General features: G+C 46.6%; 18 protein-coding genes. 16 read left to right on the top strand and 2 right to left on the bottom strand.

Annotation, left to right across the window (positions count from 1 at the left end; genetic code table 11):
- Positions 1 to 84: 84 nt before the first annotated feature.
- Together O3627_RS05095 and O3627_RS05090 are read right to left on the bottom strand one after the other, a co-directional pair.
- Positions 85 to 1050, bottom strand: a complete 966-nt coding sequence (locus tag O3627_RS05095) for a LacI family DNA-binding transcriptional regulator (protein WP_125382015.1) — start codon at positions 1048 to 1050, stop codon at positions 85 to 87.
- Positions 1031 to 2485: a sucrose-6-phosphate hydrolase gene (locus O3627_RS05090; RefSeq protein ID WP_125382013.1), complete on the bottom strand. Its 1455-nt coding sequence runs from the start codon at positions 2483 to 2485 to the stop codon at positions 1031 to 1033. The genes O3627_RS05095 and O3627_RS05090 overlap by 20 nt, the downstream gene beginning before the upstream one ends.
- Before the next feature lie 195 nt (positions 2486 to 2680).
- Here O3627_RS05090 and O3627_RS05085 point away from each other — a divergent pair, with 195 nt between their 5' ends.
- The 16 genes from O3627_RS05085 (at position 2681) to cbiG (ending at position 18775) form a co-directional block, all read left to right on the top strand.
- Positions 2681 to 4567 (top strand): sucrose-specific PTS transporter subunit IIBC, encoded by a 1887-nt coding sequence (locus O3627_RS05085; RefSeq protein WP_125382011.1) that lies wholly within the window; start codon positions 2681 to 2683, stop codon positions 4565 to 4567.
- A 159-nt stretch (positions 4568 to 4726) separates the two neighbouring features.
- On the top strand, positions 4727 to 5626 hold the full coding sequence (scrK, locus tag O3627_RS05080; protein WP_125382009.1) for a fructokinase ScrK: 900 nt from the start codon (positions 4727 to 4729) through the stop codon (positions 5624 to 5626).
- A 46-nt stretch (positions 5627 to 5672) separates the two neighbouring features.
- Positions 5673 to 6083 carry a peptide deformylase gene (locus O3627_RS05075; RefSeq protein ID WP_002910562.1) on the top strand — a complete coding sequence of 137 codons (411 nt, stop codon included), beginning with the start codon at positions 5673 to 5675 and terminating at the stop codon, positions 6081 to 6083.
- Between the two features lie 78 nt (positions 6084 to 6161).
- Positions 6162 to 6497 carry a hypothetical protein gene (locus tag O3627_RS05070; protein WP_002903845.1) on the top strand — a complete coding sequence of 112 codons (336 nt, stop codon included), beginning with the start codon at positions 6162 to 6164 and terminating at the stop codon, positions 6495 to 6497.
- Positions 6498 to 6671: 174 nt separating this feature from the next.
- Positions 6672 to 7130, top strand: a complete 459-nt coding sequence (locus O3627_RS05065; RefSeq protein ID WP_004188212.1) for a MarR family winged helix-turn-helix transcriptional regulator — start codon at positions 6672 to 6674, stop codon at positions 7128 to 7130.
- Positions 7123 to 8889, top strand: a complete 1767-nt coding sequence (locus tag O3627_RS05060) for an ABC transporter ATP-binding protein (RefSeq protein WP_343092002.1) — start codon at positions 7123 to 7125, stop codon at positions 8887 to 8889. Before O3627_RS05065 ends, O3627_RS05060 begins: the two co-directional genes overlap by 8 nt.
- Positions 8879 to 10636, top strand: a complete 1758-nt coding sequence (locus tag O3627_RS05055; RefSeq protein WP_371621302.1) for an ABC transporter ATP-binding protein — start codon at positions 8879 to 8881, stop codon at positions 10634 to 10636. The genes O3627_RS05060 and O3627_RS05055 overlap by 11 nt, the downstream gene beginning before the upstream one ends.
- A gap of 300 nt (positions 10637 to 10936) precedes the next feature.
- Positions 10937 to 12295, top strand: a complete 1359-nt coding sequence (locus O3627_RS05050) for a cobyrinate a,c-diamide synthase (RefSeq protein ID WP_125357177.1) — start codon at positions 10937 to 10939, stop codon at positions 12293 to 12295.
- Between the two features lies 1 nt (position 12296).
- Complete coding sequence (cbiB, locus tag O3627_RS05045; protein WP_125357176.1) at positions 12297 to 13247, top strand: adenosylcobinamide-phosphate synthase CbiB; 951 nt, start codon at positions 12297 to 12299, stop codon at positions 13245 to 13247.
- Positions 13248 to 13256: 9 nt separating this feature from the next.
- Positions 13257 to 13955 (top strand): cobalt-precorrin-8 methylmutase, encoded by a 699-nt coding sequence (locus tag O3627_RS05040; RefSeq protein ID WP_125357175.1) that lies wholly within the window; start codon positions 13257 to 13259, stop codon positions 13953 to 13955.
- Positions 13956 to 14660, top strand: a complete 705-nt coding sequence (locus O3627_RS05035; protein WP_002901146.1) for a cobalt-precorrin-8 methylmutase — start codon at positions 13956 to 13958, stop codon at positions 14658 to 14660.
- Complete coding sequence (gene cbiD, locus O3627_RS05030; protein WP_125357173.1) at positions 14660 to 15787, top strand: cobalt-precorrin-5B (C(1))-methyltransferase CbiD; 1128 nt, start codon at positions 14660 to 14662, stop codon at positions 15785 to 15787. Before O3627_RS05035 ends, cbiD begins: the two co-directional genes overlap by 1 nt.
- The gene (locus O3627_RS05025; RefSeq protein ID WP_125357172.1) at positions 15778 to 16410 is read left to right on the top strand and encodes a cobalt-precorrin-7 (C(5))-methyltransferase; all 633 of its coding nucleotides are present in this window, start codon (positions 15778 to 15780) and stop codon (positions 16408 to 16410) included. The genes cbiD and O3627_RS05025 overlap by 10 nt, the downstream gene beginning before the upstream one ends.
- A complete protein-coding gene (locus tag O3627_RS05020) occupies positions 16382 to 16951 on the top strand; it encodes a decarboxylating cobalt-precorrin-6B (C(15))-methyltransferase (protein ID WP_011836530.1) in 570 nt (189 codons plus the stop codon). The genes O3627_RS05025 and O3627_RS05020 overlap by 29 nt, the downstream gene beginning before the upstream one ends.
- Complete coding sequence (locus tag O3627_RS05015; protein WP_002896463.1) at positions 16951 to 17724, top strand: cobalt-precorrin-4 methyltransferase; 774 nt, start codon at positions 16951 to 16953, stop codon at positions 17722 to 17724. Before O3627_RS05020 ends, O3627_RS05015 begins: the two co-directional genes overlap by 1 nt.
- Positions 17714 to 18775, top strand: a complete 1062-nt coding sequence (gene cbiG / locus O3627_RS05010) for a cobalt-precorrin 5A hydrolase (protein ID WP_185756106.1) — start codon at positions 17714 to 17716, stop codon at positions 18773 to 18775. Before O3627_RS05015 ends, cbiG begins: the two co-directional genes overlap by 11 nt.
- The last annotated feature ends 73 nt before the right edge of the window (positions 18776 to 18848 follow it).

The following is an 18848-nucleotide window of genomic DNA, read 5'->3' as shown; positions in this document are numbered from 1 at the left end:
TTATTGCCCTGTGAGAATTTTTAGACTATGGCTAAATAAAGACGACTTCCAATAATGGAGGTCGTCTTTACTTTTTTATCTATATCAAACACTCTTACCAGATAAGAGGCTGACTGGTAGGAAATAGCCAGTCGTTTGGACTTCTTGACCGGCAATTTTTTTGAGGAGCAGGTCCACAGAGAGACGGGCGATATCTTTCAGTGGCTGCTTTATCGTTGCCAGCTGTGGGTAGTAGTTCTCCACAAAGTAGGTGCCGTCGTAGCCAATGATTTTCAACTCTTCAGGAATCTGGATGTCTAGCTCCTGAGCGACTTTCATAATTAAAATGGCTGTCAGATCGTCTGATGTAAAAATGCCATCAGGTTTGGTCTGAGTCAGAATTTGCTTGATTTCCATTTCTTTGCGGACCGGTGAGAAATCACTGGAAACATTGATAATAGGTGCGTCTGGCAGGACGGAAGCGAAGCCAGCGTGGCGCAGGCCAGTTGGCGAGTTGGAATTGTCATTGCCAGTAATCATGATGATGTTTTGAGCTCCAGCCTTGACTAAGGTCTGGGCCGCCAGCACTCCGCCACCATAGTTGTCTGAGGAGACAACAGGGATATCCGGCGAAAGATTGCGGTCAAAGGCAATGATTGGAGCGGTCACGCGATTGTAGTCCTCGATGCCTAGATTGTGGCTGCCAGAAATGATGCCGTCCACCTGGTTGGCTTCCAGCATCTCAAGGTATTCACGCTCCTTGTCTGAGTCATGCTCACTATTGCAGATGATGGTTTTATAGCCCTGTTTAAAGAGCTCATGCTCAAGCTTGTCAATCAATTCTGCATAAAAGACATTGCTGATATTAGGGAAAATGAGTCCAATCAGCTTGGCTGATTTTCCTTGGAGGCTACGCGCCAGATTGTTAGGCTTGTAGGCCAATTCTCGCATGGCTGCCTCAACCTTAGAAATCGTTTTGTCGGATAAGTAGCCTTTTCTGTTGATGACGCGGGAAACAGTTGTGGGGCTGACTCCTGCTAGTTTTGCTACATCAGTTAGCTTTGCGACCATAATCTAATTCATAGTAAGTACCGGTTGGATTGCCCTTGGTAATGGCAATGCCAGTCTGGTCCTCTCTTGGGAAGACACGGCCGGAAAATACTTTCTCTCCTTTATTGATGAAAATTTCAAAAATCGATTTATCGATGAAGATAGTAGCGCTCGTTGCTTCTTTGTCAATATTACAGCTTCGGCTGGTTCCAAAGTCCAGAGCGAATGGCTCGCCTGCCTGACTGCGGTCAACGGTCACTTGACCTGCTTTGAGGTCAAAATTGATGCGTAATCCCTTGCCATCCTTGTCTGCAAAGAGGACGATTTCGTGCTCGGTGTCCGCAGCGAGATTCAGCTCTAGTTCGTAGCTGTTCTTGCTTTCTGCCAGAGCAGTGAAAGGCTGTTCCTCTGCTCGCAAATCCTTGATAGCAGGCACGGGGTATTGGTAGAGCTTGCCGTCTTTCAGACTTAATTCCTTGACGAGAGAGAAGGCCCCTTGATGGTCGAAGCGGTCAGATGGGTATTCCACATCAGGCAAGCCTAGCCAGCTGACAGCCAGTGCACGACCGTCAGGTGCGTTAAAAGCTTGGGTCGCGTAGCAGTCGAAACCGTAGTCCAGATTTTGGATAGGGCTAGGATTAATCATAGCAACTTTGTTTGTGTCAAACGATTGACCTATTTTATACATGTTTGGATAAATGTTGCCATAGTCCTGTACATCCTTAGACAAACCTTGAGGACAATAGAGCAGGACTGGTTGGTCATTGATAAAGACTAGATTAGGACACTCCATCATATAGGCTGTCTTGTCATTGGCGAAGTCTAAATCGCCAACTACTTCCCAGTTGGTATAGTCATTATCAACTGCCTTGTAAAGCTTGACATAGCCTTGTTTGTCTAGGTTTTGCCCGCCGACAATGGCATAGAATTGTCCTTTGTAATTGAAAATCTGGGGATCGCGGAAGTGGTCAGTCGCTTCAGCAGGCTGCTCAATTAAGACCTTGTCAATTTTTTCGAGCTTGCCTGATTTATCTAATAAGGCACCGATTTGATATGGGTGACGTACCCAGTTCTCGTCACGAACATTGCCAGTGTAGAAGAGAAAGAGCTTATCGTCAAACTGCATGGCAGAGCCCGAGTAGGCACCGTGGCTGTCCAGAGGAGTATCTGGCAGCACCCGAAGGCCAGTTTCCGTGAAGTGAACTAGGTCATTGCTTTCCATCTGGACCCAGCACTTGAGGCCGTGAGCTGCTCCGAAAGGAAAGTTTTGGTAGAAAACCACCCACTTGCCGTCAAAATAAGAAAAGCCATTGGGGTCATTGAGGAGACCTGTCTGAGGCTCTACATGATAGTTAGCCCGCCAAGGAGATTTAGCGATGTTTTCTTTGATGTGCTGTAGCTCTTCCTGAGTCCAGTCTTCATAGCGTTTGTAGCGTTTTTCAGTCGTCCAAGCCAATCTTTTGTCCTCCGAATCATATTATTTCTTATTACTATAGTAAACGTTTTCTGCTGAAAAATCAACATTTAACAGTAAAAAAATATTTTTTCTGCAAAACGCTTGACATATTTTTGAATCATGGTAAAATAATATTCGTAAAGGCGATAAAATCGCTTTCAAAAGTTAAAAATATTTATAAGGAGATTTTTGCAAATGAATAATACTGACATTGCAAAAAAAGTCATCGAAGCCCTTGGCGGACGTGAGAATGTCAACAGTGTGGCTCACTGTGCGACTCGCTTGCGCGTGATGGTTAAAGATGAAGGTAAAATAGACAAAAATACTGTCGAAAATCTGGAAAAAGTTCAGGGTGCCTTCTTTAACTCCGGCCAGTACCAGATTATCTTTGGTACCGGTACGGTTAATAAAATCTATGACGAAGTTGTAGCCTTAGGATTGCCAACTTCATCAAAAGATGACATGAAAGCAGAAGCTGCTAAGCAAGGGAATTGGTTCCAACGCGCCATTCGTACATTTGGTGATGTATTTGTGCCAATCATCCCAGTTATCGTAGCGACAGGTCTCTTCATGGGTGTGCGTGGACTCTTGAACGCTCTTGGAATGACGCTTCCAGATGATGTGAAGACCTATACAGAAATCCTTACGGATACAGCCTTCATCATCTTGCCAGGCTTGGTTGTTTGGTCAACCTTCCGTGTATTTGGTGGAAATCCAGCTGTTGGTATCGTCCTTGGTATGATGCTGGTGTCTGGCTCGCTTCCAAATGCTTGGGCAGTAGCATCAGGTGGCGAAGTGACTGCTATGAAATTCTTTGGCTTCATCCCGGTTGTTGGTTTGCAAGGTTCTGTTCTTCCAGCCTTCATTATCGGGGTTGTTGGAGCTAAGTTTGAAAAAGCTCTCCGCAAGGTTGTGCCAGATGTCTTGGATCTCTTGGTGACACCATTCGTTACACTTTTGGTAATGTCTATCCTTGGACTTTTCGTCATCGGACCAGTATTCCACGTTGTTGAAAACTACATTTTGTTTGGAACAAAAGCAATCCTTGCTTTACCGTTTGGTTTAGGTGGTTTGGTGATTGGTGGAGTTCACCAATTGATTGTCGTATCAGGTGTTCACCATATCTTCAACTTACTTGAAGTACAATTGCTTGCTGCGGACCACGTTAACCCATTCAATGCTATCATCACTGCAGCTATGACAGCTCAAGGTGCTGCAACCGTTGCTGTTGGTGTGAAAACTAAAAATCCTAAACTTAAAACTCTTGCTTTCCCAGCTGCTCTTTCTGCCTTCCTTGGCATTACAGAGCCAGCTATCTTCGGGGTTAACTTACGTTACCGCAAACCATTCTTCCTTTCATTGATTGCAGGTGCAATTGGTGGTGGCTTGGCATCTCTCCTTGGACTTGCCGGTACTGGTAATGGTATCACTATCATCCCTGGTACAATGCTTTACATCGGTAATGGCCAACTCTTACAATATCTCCTCATGGTAGCTGTATCATTTGCGCTTGGATTTGCTTTGACTTATATGTTTGGTTTTGAAGATGAAGAAACTGTAACTGAAGCAGCTGTAACTGAAAAACTAGTTGAAGAAGAAACAACTGGTAATGTGCCAGCTGCTCTCCAAGACGAAACAATTATCTCTCCAATCGTTGGTCAGGCAGTGGCTTTGAGCGATGTGAATGATCCTGTTTTCTCTAGCGGAGCGATGGGACGAGGAATTGCTATCAAGCCTAGTGAGGGTGTGGTTTATGCTCCGGCTGATGCTGAAGTGACAATTGCATTCGCGACTGGCCATGCTTATGGTTTGAAGACAGCTAATGGTGCTGAAATTCTGATTCATGTCGGAATCGACACAGTGTCTATGGGCGGCGAAGGTTTTGACCAAAAGGTTGCTCAAGGCGACAAGGTCAAAGCTGGTGATGTTCTGGGAACATTTGAAGCTGAGAAAATTGCAGCTGCTGGTCTGGATGATACGACCATGGTCATCGTTACCAACACAGCTGACTACACTTCTGTGACTCCAGTAGCAGAAGGAGCTCTTGCTAAAGGCGACGCAATTATCGAAGTGAAAGCCTAATGGAATTTAGAAAACGAACAAATCAGTTTTTGTTCGTTTTTTATGTCATAAGTGCAGTCTTGTTGAAAAAGCTTTTAAAAGACTATTTTTGGCAAAAAGTCTGCAAGAGATATGCTATAATGAATAGAGTAGAAATCAAATTTTAAAAGAGGATTTATAATGACAAAATTGTATGGAAGTTTGGAAGCGGGCGGCACTAAGTTTGTCTGTGCTGTAGGTGATGAACGGTTTGAAGTTGTTGAAAAGACACAGTTTCCAACGACTACACCTATCGAAACACTAGACAAGACGATCGAGTTCTTTTCTCGTTTCGACAATTTAGCTGGTTTGGCTGTTGGATCTTTCGGGCCGATTGATATTGATCCCAACGCAAAGACTTACGGCTTTATCACGACTACGCCTAAGCCACACTGGGCTAATGTGGATATTGTCGGAGCTCTGCGCCGGGCTCTCAATGTGCCCATTTACTTCACGACGGATGTCAATAGTTCAGCTTATGGTGAAGTGGTAGCTCGCAACAATGCTGGCGGCCGTATTGAAAATCTGGTCTATTATACGATTGGGACAGGAATCGGTGCTGGCGCTATCCAGCGAGGCGAATTTGTAGGGGGGACAGGACACCCAGAGATGGGGCATTATTATGTAGCTAAGCACCCTATGGATGTGGAAAAAGAGTTCAATGGCGTTTGTCCTTTCCACAATGGCTGCTTGGAAGGATTGGCGGCTGGACCAAGCTTAGAGGCGCGGACCGGAGTTCGTGGGGAAAATATTAAACTCAATAGTTCTGTCTGGGATATTCAAGCTTACTATATCGCTCAGGCGGCTATTCAGGCGACAGTGACTTTCCGTCCAGATGTCATCGTCTTTGGTGGCGGAGTTATGGCTCAGCAGCACATGCTGGATCGAGTTCGTGAGAAATTCACAGTTCTTCTGAATGGCTATTTGCCAGTTCCTGATGTTCGTGACTATATCGTGACACCGGCTGTGGCTGGAAATGGCTCCGCAACGCTGGGCAACTTTGTACTGGCTAAAGAAGTTAGTGAACGCCACGCAAAATAAGCTTATAGGGTCTGATTTATCAGGCTCTTCTCTATGAGGGAAAGCAATGGAAAAAGCAATTGTCAAAGATATTTTCTTTCTGCAGCAGCTGTCTGAGCGGGCTAGCAGAGAAGACCTTTATCTGGCTCAAGACTTGCAGGATACTCTGCAGGCCAATCGAGAAAACTGTATAGGGCTCGCAGCAAATATGATTGGTGTCCGTAAGCGGGTCATTATCTTTCTATATGGCTTGGTGCCGGTAGTCATGTTTAATCCGGTGCTGCTCTCTAAGTCAGGCCCTTATAAGACAGAAGAGGGCTGCCTGTCCTTGGTTGGAAGCCGTCCCACTCAACGTTATCAGGAAATCACAGTCGATTATCTGGATAAACATTGGCAGCAGCAGACCATGACCTTGAAAGGCCTGCCTGCCCAAATCTGCCAGCATGAATTGGATCATTTGGAAGGGATTATCATTTAGAAAAATTTGACAAAATTGCAAAAAATGTCTAAAATTAGAGATAATTAGCAGAATAATATTGAAGGAGGCAAGATGTAAATGAAAACAAAAACTTTAGCACTGATAAGCGGTCTGGTTGGTTTGATTGGAGGGACTATTTTGCTGCTCTCGAATATCTTTTTTGTTCCTTTTTCAGCCCTACTAGGTGATTCTGGCCTGAATTTACTGGGAGCGGTGATTAAATTGGCAGCTCTGGGCTTGGGAATTACTTCCTTGGCTTATTACAAAGGTCAAATGCGTTTCAGTGTCGCAGCGGGCGTCCTCCTTATCGTCGGAAGCAGCAACATCGCGCCCATTCCATTTATAGGCTGGATTGCAGGCATTCTCCTTATCATTGGAGGGGCTCTATTCCTCGCTTCTTCTTCAAAATTTTAATGCGGGACCAATCAATTTTTAGGCTGTTTGTCAGTTTGAAAGGAAGGGTGAAGAAATTTTCTTCGCTTTTTTTCTTGTTGAAAAAATAGTTCTCATGGAAACTTTTTTCTTGACTTTCTTTTTTCTTGTGTTAAAATAGTTCTCACGAAAACTATTTTTACAAAGGATACAGGTATGGATAAGCCTTTACTGGAATTGAAGCGTTTTGGACGAAAGATTCATCTCATAGCGGAAAAGCTTGCCAAGGAGCAAGGGATTGAGTCCATGGCTGGGCCTCAGGGGCAGGTCTTGCATATTGTCGCCTGTCGTATGGAAGAGGGGAAGGATACCCTTATCAAGGATATTGAGCAGGAGTTGGATATTTCCAAATCGGTGGCCTCTAACTTAATGAAAAGGATGGAGAAGAATGGCTTTATCCAACTGGAAACGAGCAAGACAGACAAGCGGGCCAAGTATATCCGCCTTACTCCGCAGTCGCAGGAAAGAATGAAGAAAATCCGTAACTTTTTTGATGAAATGGACCGTGCTATTTTGAATGGTGTTTCTGAGCAAGAACTGCTGATTTTTTCACAAGTCATGACCAAGTTTTATCAGAATATCGAAAGTTTAGAAAATGGAGGCAAAGATGTTTAAGTTATTTAAACGGCTGACGGTAAGGGAAGTGAGCATGATTGTTCTCAGTGTGCTCTTCACCTTCCTAACGGTATATTTGGAATTAGAAGTTCCGACCTATATTTCGACGATTACAGAGCTATTGCAAACGCCGGGGACTGGTTTGGCAGATTTGTGGGAGCCAGGCCTGAAAATGATCGGCCTGTCTTTTGCAAGTTTGCTGTCAGCTATTGTGGTTGGCTTTTTTGCCGCTCGTATAGCAGCTAGCTTTACCCAGAGTTTGCGGAGCGATATTTTCAACCGTGTGCTAGACTATTCGCAGACGGAGATTAAGAAATTTTCGATTCCTAGTTTGCTGACTCGGACAACGAATGACATTACTCAGGTACAGACTTTGATTACCATGGGGCTGCAGGTGGTGACCAGGGGACCGATTATGGCGATTTGGGCCATGACTAAGATTATCGGTAAGTCTGAGAACTGGCTGACAGCTGTTCTCATTGCCGTTCTTGTTAATATCCTGCTGACAGTAGTTTTGGTTACACTGGCTTTTCCCAAGCAGTCAGTTGCGCAGCGTTTGGTCGATAAGCTAAATAGCGTCACTAGAGAGAGTCTGACTGGGATTCGCGTGGTCCGGGCTTATAATGCTGAGGACTATCAGGATGAGAAGTTTGCGGCGGCTAATGATGAAGTAACCCGACTCAATCTTTTCATCGGTCGTCTGATGGCTATGATGAATCCAGTTATGATGGGGATTTCCAGCGGTTTGACACTGGCTATTTACTGGATTGGTGCTTATTTGATCCAGGAGGCTGGGCTGCAGGAGCGTCTCCCACTCTTCAGTGATATGGTCGTCTTTATGTCCTATGCTATGCAGATTGTGATTGGATTCTTGCTCATGGGGGCCCTCTTCATCGTCCTGCCTCGGACCATTGTATCGGCTGGCCGGATTAATGAAGTACTGGACCTGCATTCTTCTATCACCAGTCCGGAACAGCCTAAGGCAGCAGCGGATAGCAAGGGAGAAGTGATCTTTCGAGATGTGTCCTTCCGCTATTCCAAGACTTCAGAAGCGGTCATTGAGCATGTTAGCTTTACAGCGCAGGCTGGTGATACCGTGGCCTTTATCGGTTCAACCGGCTCAGGGAAATCCACGCTGGTCAATCTCATCCCTCGTTTCTATGATGTGACAGAAGGAGAGATTCTGGTAGATGGCGTCAATGTTCAAGATTACCAGCTGGAAGACCTGCACAATAAGGTCGGCTACATCCCGCAAAAGGCGGTGCTTTTCTCTGGTGATATCGAGAGCAATCTGGACTTCGGTCAAAGCAAAGAAAGCCCGCTGGATGAGCAGAAAATGTGGGAGGCTCTTGATCTAGCACAGGCTAAGCCCTTTGTCCAAGAGAAGGAAAAGGGGCTGAAAGCTGAAGTGGCTCAAAGCGGAACCAACTTCTCTGGTGGCCAGCGTCAGCGTTTGGCCATTGCCAGAGCCTTGGCTCGTAAGCCAGAAATCCTCATCTTTGATGATTCTTTCTCAGCACTAGACTATAAGACAGACCGCATTTTGCGCAAGGAACTGGCTGAGCGGACGCAGGATATGACCAAGCTGATCGTGGCGCAGCGGATTTCTACTATCATGGATGCGGATCAAATCTTGGTCTTGGATGCTGGTAAGGTAGTCGGTCAAGGTACCCACAGAGAGCTTTTGGCCAGCAACGAAGTCTATCAAGAAATTGCCTACTCACAACTATCCAAGGAGGAATTAGAAAATGGAAAATAAGAAGCCTTCATTATTTAGCCAGATACGGCCTTATCTCAAAGGCTTCCAGCTTCCTCTTGCTTTGGCATTTGTGGGAGCTGTCTTATCAAACATTATCACGGTCTATGGGCCAAATAAATTAAAAGAAATTACCAATCTCATCTCTGAAGGTTTGGCTACCAGCATTGATTTGAAAGCTGTGTCTCAGATTGCCCTTCTGCTGACCGTGCTCTATGCAGTCGGAGCCCTGCTCAACTATGGCCAGTCCTTTATCATCAGTACGGTTATCCAGTATTTTTCCAAGCGGCTGCGGACGGCCATTGCAGAGAAGATAAACAAGCTGCCGTTGGGCTATTTCGATGGTCATTCTCAGGGGGATACTCTGTCGCGCGTGACCAATGACGTGGATACGGTCGGCCAATCCCTCAACCAGAGTTTGGGTAACGTCATCTCTGCCAGCCTGCTCTTGGTTGCTGTGGTTTTGACCATGTTCTTCATGAACTGGATCTTGGCCATGGTAACTATCTTGGCTACTGTATTAGGTTTTGTCTTTGTTGGTCTCATCATGGGCAAGTCCCAGGGTTATTTCACTGCCCAGCAAAACGATCTGGCTGCGGTAAACGGTTATGTGGAGGAGATGTACTCCGGTCATAATGTTGTTACCAGCTATAATGCCATTGAGCAGTCTAAGGAGCGCTTTGCGGTTCTCAATCATAATCTCTATAACAGTATTTGGAAGTCTCAATTTATCTCTGGCATGATGATGCCGCTCATGTTCTTTACGGGGAATTTTGCTTATGTGCTGGTTATTTTGGTCGGTGCTGCTCTGGCGATTAATGGCTCTATTAGCATCGGAATTATCGTCGCCTTTATGGTTTATGTGCGGACCTTCTCTCAGCCTTTGTCACAGATTGCCCAAGGTATCACTGTCTTGCAGCAGGCTGGTGCAGCACTGGTTCGTGTCTTTGAGTTTCTGGCTGAGCCTGAGATGGAAGACGACCAGCATAAAGAGCAGCAGCTTACTGCTGTCAAGGGAGATGTTGCCTTTGAAGAAGTCTTCTTTGGCTACAAGCCGGACCAGACCATTATTCATGATTTCTCAGCCCAGGCCAAAGCCGGACAGAAGATTGCCATTGTCGGTCCGACGGGTGCCGGTAAGACGACTATCGTTAATCTCCTTATGAAGTTCTATGAAATTGACAAGGGACGTATCAGCATTGATGGTATAGATATTAAGGATATGAAACGCTCCGAGGTTCACGATGCCTTTTCAATGGTCTTGCAGGATACCTGGCTCTTTGAGGGAACTATCCGAGAGAACTTGATTTATAATCAGGAGCATGTGACGGATGAAGCAGTTGTTGCTGCAGCGAAGGCGGTCGGTGTTCATCACTTTATCATGACTCTGCCGCAGGGCTATGGTACGGTGCTGGATGACACGGTCAACTTATCGGTTGGTCAGAAGCAGCTGTTGACCATCGCTCGTGCTCTGCTGAAAGATGCGCCGCTCTTGATCTTGGATGAGGCAACTTCATCAGTCGATACACGGACGGAGGAGCTGATTCAAAAGGCCATGGACAAACTCATGGAAGGCCGGACTTCCTTTGTCATTGCCCACCGTCTGTCTACTATCCGTAATGCAGATCTTATCTTGGTCATGCGCGATGGAAATATCATCGAGCAGGGCAACCACGATGAACTCATGGCTCAGAATGGCTTCTATGCGGACCTCTATAATAGTCAGTTTGTAGAGGAAGATGCAGGTTGATGCTCAAATAAAACATCAGGAATGTTCGTTTTCCTGATGTTTTTTTAAATTTAACAGAATTGTAAAAAATGCTCAATTTTCAGTGGAGACGCTCTAGAATCTTGACTTTTTTCGCAGATGCTCTATTAAAAACTTGACAGCTTTTACGCTTTATATTAAAATAAATTTAATATAAGAACTGAAAGCGAACACAACGGGGTGTTTGCTCTACATAATAAGTGAGCAACGGTGCTACAAAAAAAATAAAAATTCCTTATTTTTTTGTAGTACTTTTTTTATCAGCAAATCTGGAGTAAAGCGATGAAGCAATTTATGCTAGCTGGTGTTTCCAGCGGTGTCGGAAAGACCACAGTTACCCTAGGGATTTTGAAAGCTCTGGCAGACAGAGGTTATCAGGTCCAGCCTTATAAGGTAGGACCTGATTATATTGATACAGCTTATCATAGTCGGATTACTAAGCGACCGTCACGGAATGTGGACAGCTTTATGATACCGGACGATCAGAGTCTGGCTTGGTCCTACTACAAATGGCATGGAGATGCGGATGTGGCAGTAGTCGAAGGAGTCATGGGGCTCTTTGATGGTCTGGGAACGGACAAGGACTGTGCGTCTTCTGCTTCTGTTGCTAAGAAGTTGAGCATTCCGGTTGTCTTGATTATCGATGGGAAGGCGACATCAACATCTGCAGCAGCCATGGTACATGGCTTTGCGACTTTTGATCCGGATTTGAATATTGCTGGGGTCATTATCAACCGGGTGGCTTCACAGACTCACTTTGAACTTATCAAGGGTGCCATTGAGCGTTACACGGATGTCGAAGTGCTGGGTTATCTGCCTAAGAATGCAACTGCAGAGTTGCCATCGCGCCATCTAGGTCTAATCCCTGACGTAGAAATGGATGATTTGGACCGTCGATTTGAGGAGTTGGGAGCGGCAGCGGCCAAGTATATAAATCTAGACAGACTGCTGGAAAAGGCAGAACTTCCCGATAAGCAGATGACCAATCCTTTTCATATCCGCAATGACCAGCCCTTGACTTTGGCTTATGCTTTGGATGATGCTTTCCACTTTTACTACGAAGATAATCTAGACTTTTTAAGAGAGCTCAATGTCCAGCTAGTGCCTTTCAGCCCTCTGAAAGATAAGGAACTCCCAGCTGCAGATGCTTATTATTTTGGCGGTGGTTTTCCAGAAGTCTACGCTCAGGAGCTGATGGTAAATGCTGACTTTCGGGCTTCGGTTAAGAAAGCTCACGAGCAAGGCCAGCCAATCTACGCAGAATGCGGCGGACTCATGTATCTGGGAGAGCTGCTGGAAGTAGGGGGGCAGGTCTATGAAATGGTCGGCATTTTCGAGGGCAAGAGCCTGATGACACCCGGCCTGAAAAGCTTTGGTTATTGCCAAGCAGAAACGCAGGTAGACAGTCTTTTTGGTCCTAAAGGTACAGCGGTCAGGGGACATGAGTTTCACCATTCGGTCTTTGAAACGGAGGAAGATACGGTCCTCAAGCTAGAGAAGGTCAGAGACGGTCAGGTCGTAGCTGCCTGGACAGGCGGTTATCAAAAGGGCCGGACCTTTGCTAGCTACCTGCATGTTCATTTTTATCAGGATGAGCAACTGCTGGCCAACTGGCTGAACTATATCAAAGAGGCGAAGTGATATGACACTCATTGCAATTTTTTTGGCCGTCTTACTGGACTGGCTCATTGGCGACCCCTATAGCTGGCCTCATCCAGTCAAGTGGATGGGTTCCTATATTTATCTATGTATGCGCTTGCAGGAGAAAAGGCAGTTTTCGCCCTATCTATTTGGCTTTTTCCTCTGGCTGACAACAGTTGGACTGTCGCTGGGAGTCAGCTACGGGCTGCTTTGGCTGGCTAGTCTGGTCCATCCCGTCCTCTACTGGATCGTCTGGATCTATCTGGCCTATGCTAGTCTAGCGGCTAAAAGTCTAGCTTTTGAGGCCCAAAAGGTTTACCATACGCTCAAGTTTGGCACTTTGGAAGAAGCTAGAAAGCAAGTTGGTATGATTGTCGGCCGTGAAACTTCCCAGCTGACACCAGAGGAAATCAGCAAGGCGACAATTGAGACGGTGGCTGAAAATACCAGTGACGGGGTTATCGGCCCTCTGCTCTGCCTCTTTCTAGGAGGACCCATTCTAGCCATGACCTATAAGGCCATCAACACCTTAGATTCTATGGTAGGCTATAAGACGGAGAAATACCGCAAAATCGGCTTGATATCCGCCAAGATGGATGATCTGGCCAATCTGATTCCTGCGCGTTTGACTTGGCTTTTCTTGATTCTCAGCAGTCAGATTTTACTGCTGGATGTCAAAGGAGCCCTGCGGATTGGCTGGCGGGATCGCTATCAGCATGCTAGTCCCAACAGTGCTTTTTCGGAGGCAGTTGTAGCTGGTGCTCTGGGCATTCAGCTGGGCGGACCGCACGTCTATCACGGAGAGCTAATCGAGAAGCCGACCATTGGAGAGGCTTCCAGGCCGGTTGCGGCGGATGATATTCAGACGGCTATCTCTCTGCTTTATACAAGTACCATGACAGGTTTAATCTTGTTCACTCTTTTTTATTTAGTAAAGCAAGCATATTTCTAGGAGTATACTATGACATATATCCAAAATCCTTCCTCTATTGAGGAAAAGAGCTTTCAAATTATTCAGTCTATGATTACTGAAAAAGATCCTGATTATGTCTTCCATTCGGAAATGGAAGAATCCATTATCAAGAGGGCTATCCATACGACGGGAGATTTCGATTATCTCTATACCATGCGTTTTGAGCATAATGTCCTTAAAAAAATAGAAGAAGTAATCAGAGCTAAGGGGACTATTCTCCTGGACTCTAATATCTCTCTTAACGGTATTAACAAGCGCGTGCTTGACCAGCTAGGTGTGAGCTACCGATGTTTAATCAGCGATGAAGAAGTGGTTGCGCTGGCCAAGGAAAAGCAAATTACCAGAGCTATGGCGGCTGTTGAGATAGCAGCTAAGATTGAAGGGCCTAAAGTATTTGCCTTCGGTGGTGCTCCTACGGCTCTGTCTTACCTGATTGAGCTGGCAGAGCAGGGATTGGTAGAAGCAGATGCAGTGATTGGGGTTCCAGTCGGCTTTATCAATGTCGAAGAGTCAAAAGAAGAACTGCTTCAGTCAGGTCTTCCTGCCCTTGTCAATCTCGGAAGAAAAGGTGGCAGCACGATTGTAGTAGCCATTGTCAATGCCATTATCTACCAGCTGAGAGAAGTGGTGACAGATGACTATGTCCGCTACTCTACACCATCCAGTAAAGAAGGAGGAAAGAACTAGATGTCCTATCTAAAAGCAGCGCATAAGATTGAAGAAGCTAGTTTCAGCAAGATTCAGGAAATTATTGACCAAGAGCATCCGGATATTCATTTTTCAGATCCTTTTGAAGAGGCAGTGCTCAAGCGGGTTGTCTTTACCAGTGCAGACTTTGACTACCTCTACAATATCAAGTTTTCCAATCAGGTTATTGAGAAGATTCTCTACGTCCTCCGAAACAAGGGCACCATTTTTACAGATACAACCATGGTCTTGGGCGGTTTTAATAAGAAATTGCTGGATGATCTAGGTGTTTCCTATCGCTGTCTGGTCAATGAGCCGGCAGTCTTTCAGGAAGCTAAGGAAAAAGGAATTACTCGCTCCATGGCTGCTGTAGAATATGCAGCTAAAGTGGATGGTCCAAAACTTTTTGTCTTTGGGAATGCTCCAACGTCTATCTTCAAGGTTTTGGATATGGTCGAAGAAGGAAGCTTGCAGCCGGATGCAGTTGTCGGAGTTCCAGTTGGCTTTGTCGGAGCGGCAGAATCCAAGCTCAAACTGCATGAAAGTTCGGTGCCTTCTATCGCAGCACTGGGTCAAAAGGGCGGCAGTACCATCGCAGCAGCTGTGGTCAATGCCATTCTCTACCAGCTCAAGCTCGACACTACAGACTATGAGCGTTACAGTGTTTCAGATAAAAAGCAGGCTCCGGAGAAAGGAGAGGGCTGATGATGGATGAATACGCTTATGTCAATGGAAAGAAATTAAGAAAAGGTTTTACAACTGGTACTTGCGCAACGGCAGCGACTGTTGCAGCCTTGAGCATGATCTTAAATCAGGAAAGGGAAGAAAAGGTTACTGTGCATACGGCTTCAGGCGTGGAAGTGACCATGGATGTTCACAATCCTTCCTTCGGACCAGAAGAAGCGACCGCGGCCATTGAAAAAGATGGCGGCGATGATGCGGATGCGACGCACGGACTCTTGATTTATTCGACCGTGACTCTTCTGCCAGATCAGAAGGAAATCGAGATTGACGGAGGTCAGGGCGTCGGGCGCGTGACCGAGAAGGGGCTGGCCTGCGATGTCGGCATGGCGGCTATCAATCCGACTCCTAGACGGATGATTGAGCAGCATGTCCGTGAAATTATCGGTCCCAACTGTGGGGCGCGGGTCATCATTTCCGTTCCTGGTGGGGAAGAGACAGCCAAGCTGACCTACAATTCCAGACTAGGTATTGTCGGTGGTATTTCAATTTTGGGAACGACAGGGATTGTCAATCCTATGTCCGAGGATAGCTGGAAAGCGTCCATTACGATTGAGCTGACCATGCTCTACAATCAAGGACATCGTTCAGTCGTCTTGGTACCGGGAAATTACGGTGAAGATTTTGCTACTAATACTGTGGGGATTCCAGCTGGGCGCATCGTCAATATGAGTAACTTTGTCGGACATGTCCTCAAAGAAGTGCAGCGCATCGGCTTTACCAAGGTTTTGATGATTGGTCACATGGGCAAGTTTGTCAAAGTGGCGGCTGGGATTTTCTCTACCCACAGTAAGGACTCGGATGCCCGTATGGAAACGCTGGTGGCTAATCTAGCCCTGATGGGGGCGCCTATGGAGCTGTTGGAAAAGGTTGATAAGTGCTTGACGACCGAGGCAGCTGGAACAGCCATTAAAGAATTTTCTTATGAGGGTGTCTATCAGGTATTGGCGGATAAGATTAAGGCTAGAAGTGAGCGTCTGCTTCGCTATCGTAAGCCAGAAGTCAGCATTGAGGTGGTCGTCTTTGGGACTGAGGAAGGCTATCTGGCATCAACCCAGCCTTTGGAGCAGATAAAGGAGGAATGGACATGATTTATGTTATCGGAATTGGTCCGGGAGATCCGAGCTATGGTCTTCTGGGGCAGGAAGCCTATTTTGAAAAGGCTGACCGTATTTTGGGCAGTGAACGCCATCTGGAAATTTTACCGCCGGCTTATCGGGACAAGGGCCTGGTCCCTCCTAAAAAATTGGCTGCGTTAGCAGAATTGCTGGGGAGCTTTGGTGAGGATGAAGAAATTCTATATCTGGCCTCAGGCGACCCGCTAATCTACGGTTTGGGCAAATGGCTATCAGAGAAGTTCAAGGGGCGCGTGGTCATCTCGCCGGGTATCAGCGCCATGCAGTATCTGGCCAGCAGAATTGCCCTGCCTATGAACGATGCTTACCTGACGAGCAGTCATGCTAAGGTGCCTAACTTTGACTTGATTATGAGTTTGTCAAAAGTCTTTATGGTGACGGATCAGAAAGTTGGCCCCTACGAGATTGCTCAAGAGGCCGTTAAAAGAGGTTTGGATAAGGTGCTGGTCATTGGTGAGCAGCTGAGTTATGAAGACGAGCGTATTACCATTCTGCCTGCGAGTGAGGTAGAAGATAGAGAATATGAAATGAATGTGGTGGTGGTGTTAGATGAGGGATTCGGAATTTATCAGGGCTAAAGTCCCTATGACTAAGGAAGAAGTCAGAGCCATCAGTTTGGATAAGTTGGAGCTGCATCGAGCCAAGCGCATGCTGGATGTCGGTTCTGGCACTGGCAGTGTCACGATTCAGGCAGCCCGAACCTATCCAGAACTGGAAGTGGTGGCAGTGGAGCGCAATGAAGACGCGGTGGCCTTGACTCAGGAGAATATCCAGCACTTTGGCTGCCAAAATGTCCGTCTCCATCAAGGACTGGCTCCGATTGAGTTGGAAGGATCCTTTGATGCCATTTTTGTCGGAGGAACCGGGGGCAATATGCAGGAGATTTTTGACTGGTGTGCCCAGCTCATGGAGCCGGGCGGTCGGTTGGTCTTGAACTTTATCCTGCTGGAGAATGCTCTGGAAGCAGCTCAAATAGCGGAGCAGATGGACTGGGAGGATCTAGAGATTGTCTCGGTTCAGGCTAGCCGCTGGACAGGTATAGGCAAGGGGCACTACTTCAAGCCCCAAAATCCGACTATTATCGTTTCCTGTAAGAAAAAAGAAAGAGAGGCTAATTGATGTCCAAAGTACATTTTGTTGGAGCAGGCCCAGGTGATGTGGAGCTGATTACGCTCAAAGGTTACAAGCAGCTGTCTGAGGCTGATGTGGTCATTTACGCAGGCTCCTTGGTCAATCCAGACTTGCTGAACTACTGTAAGGAAGGGGCTGAGATTCATGATAGCGCCAGCATGCACTTGATGGAAATCATTGATGTCATGGAGGCTGGAGTCAAGGCTGGTAAAGATGTGGTTCGCCTGCAGACGGGAGATTTCTCCATCTACGGCTCCATTCGAGAGCAGATCGAAGAAATGAAGAAGCGCGACATTGAGTTTGACTGTACGCCGGGCGTCAGCTCTTTTCTGGGAGCTGCTTCCAGTATCGGGGCGGAGTATACTGTACCAGAGGTTTCTCAAAGCCTCATCATCACTCGGATGGCTGGCCGGACGCCTGTGCCAGATCGGGAATCTCTGAAAAGCTATGCTCAGCATCGGACCTCTATGGCCATCTTCCTATCCGTTCAAGGCATTGAAAAGGTCGTCAGTGAGCTGATCGAGGGTGGCTATCCTCCAGAAACGCCTGTGGCTGTCATTTACAAGGCTACTTGGCCAGATGAAAAGAAGGTCTTTGGCGATTTGACAAACATTGCTGAGAAGGTCAAGGAAGCTAAGATTAGAAAGACAGCTTTGATTTTGGTCGGTGACTTTTTAGGTCAGGAATTCTACTATTCCAAGCTCTACCATGCGGATTTCCAGCATGAGTTTAGACGGGGGAAGAGCAGCCATGCCAAGTGATTCTCAAGCCCGCTACGCAATCGCGACAGTGACAGCGGTTGGCAAGGACTTGGCTCTGACTCTGCGGGAGAAGCTGGGCAAGGAAATCCCTATCTATACGACACCTCGATTGGCAGATGACAGGGTCATTGCCATCGAAGGACGAGTGATTGAGGCGCTTGGTCAGCTCTTTCAGGAAGTGGATGTACTCATTTGTATCATGGCTATCGGGGCGGTTGTGCGAGCTATTGCACCAGTCTTGAAAGACAAGGCGAGCGATCCAGCAGTAGTGGTCATGGATGAGAAAGCGACGAATGTCATCAGCCTGCTGAGCGGGCATCTAGGCGGAGCCAATCAAGTGACGCGAGACATCGCAGAATTGCTCGGTTCCAATCCTGTTATCACGACAGCGACAGATGTGCAGAATGTAACAGCCTTGGACAATTTGGCCCAATCAGTCAATGGCTGGCGACCGGAATTGAGAGAATTTATCAAACCTTTCAACAGCTATCTAGGCAGCGGCCGAACCGTCTATTTCTATCAGGAAAAGGACTGGGTTACCGACCTTCGCGGTCTGACTCTGGTGGATGAGGAAGGACTTTCAGCTGTTCTCAAAGGAACGGAACCGCTGATTCTGCTGACTGCAGAAAAAAAGGACATTCAAAGAGAAAATCTGGCTCTCATCTATCCTCAACCCTATATCTTAGGAGTTGGTGCTAGAAAGGATGTGGCTCCTGCTGTCTTCCGAGAAGGCTTTGAGGAATTTTGTCAGCAGCAGGGGATTTCTGCCAGTGAGATTTCCAAAATCGTCAGCATTGATGTCAAGAAGGATGAAGCTGCTATTCTGGCCTTGGCCAAGGAATTGGGCTGTCCCTTTGAGACTTTTAACAAGGAGGAGCTGTCTGTCGTAGCAGACCGCTATCCTCAGTCAGAATTTGTCAAAAAGACAGTCGGAGTCGGCAGTGTCGCCTTGGCCAGCGCAGATTTGGCCAGTCAGGGTCAAGTCCTGACAGAGCGCTTTGCTAAGAACGGCTGTACCTACGCGCTTGCAAAAGCAATAACCAAAAAGTAAATCAAAAAGAGCAGACGGTCTTATGAACCAACTGCCCTTATAAAATTTTATCATACCCATAAAGGAGAAAAAA

Source organism: Streptococcus sp. 27098_8_82, from assembly GCF_041431615.1.
Taxonomy (GTDB): Bacteria; Bacillota; Bacilli; order Lactobacillales; family Streptococcaceae; genus Streptococcus; species Streptococcus sanguinis_K.
The sequence above is the reverse complement of the archived record's forward strand: the minus strand, read 5'-3'. Positions and strand labels throughout refer to the sequence as shown.

Bases quoted from the DNA above. Each gene is read 5' to 3' on its own strand.
- scrK (WP_125382009.1), top strand. From the start codon at position 4,727: ATGACAAAATTGTATGGAAGTTTGGAAGCGGGCGGCACTAAGTTTGTC.
- O3627_RS05040 (WP_125357175.1), top strand. From the start codon at position 13,257: ATGACATATATCCAAAATCCTTCCTCTATTGAGGAAAAGAGCTTTCAA.
- O3627_RS05050 (WP_125357177.1), top strand. From the start codon at position 10,937: ATGAAGCAATTTATGCTAGCTGGTGTTTCCAGCGGTGTCGGAAAGACC.
- O3627_RS05035 (WP_002901146.1), top strand. From the start codon at position 13,956: ATGTCCTATCTAAAAGCAGCGCATAAGATTGAAGAAGCTAGTTTCAGC.
- O3627_RS05075 (WP_002910562.1), top strand. From the start codon at position 5,673: ATGGAAAAAGCAATTGTCAAAGATATTTTCTTTCTGCAGCAGCTGTCT.
- O3627_RS05020 (WP_011836530.1), top strand. From the start codon at position 16,382: ATGAGGGATTCGGAATTTATCAGGGCTAAAGTCCCTATGACTAAGGAA.
- O3627_RS05015 (WP_002896463.1), top strand. From the start codon at position 16,951: ATGTCCAAAGTACATTTTGTTGGAGCAGGCCCAGGTGATGTGGAGCTG.
- O3627_RS05055 (WP_371621302.1), top strand. From the start codon at position 8,879: ATGGAAAATAAGAAGCCTTCATTATTTAGCCAGATACGGCCTTATCTC.
- cbiD (WP_125357173.1), top strand. From the start codon at position 14,660: ATGATGGATGAATACGCTTATGTCAATGGAAAGAAATTAAGAAAAGGT.
- O3627_RS05085 (WP_125382011.1), top strand. From the start codon at position 2,681: ATGAATAATACTGACATTGCAAAAAAAGTCATCGAAGCCCTTGGCGGA.
- O3627_RS05025 (WP_125357172.1), top strand. From the start codon at position 15,778: ATGGACATGATTTATGTTATCGGAATTGGTCCGGGAGATCCGAGCTAT.
- O3627_RS05070 (WP_002903845.1), top strand. From the start codon at position 6,162: ATGAAAACAAAAACTTTAGCACTGATAAGCGGTCTGGTTGGTTTGATT.
- O3627_RS05095 (WP_125382015.1), bottom strand. From the start codon at position 1,050: ATGGTCGCAAAGCTAACTGATGTAGCAAAACTAGCAGGAGTCAGCCCC.
- cbiB (WP_125357176.1), top strand. From the start codon at position 12,297: ATGACACTCATTGCAATTTTTTTGGCCGTCTTACTGGACTGGCTCATT.
- O3627_RS05065 (WP_004188212.1), top strand. From the start codon at position 6,672: ATGGATAAGCCTTTACTGGAATTGAAGCGTTTTGGACGAAAGATTCAT.
- O3627_RS05060 (WP_343092002.1), top strand. From the start codon at position 7,123: ATGTTTAAGTTATTTAAACGGCTGACGGTAAGGGAAGTGAGCATGATT.
- cbiG (WP_185756106.1), top strand. From the start codon at position 17,714: ATGCCAAGTGATTCTCAAGCCCGCTACGCAATCGCGACAGTGACAGCG.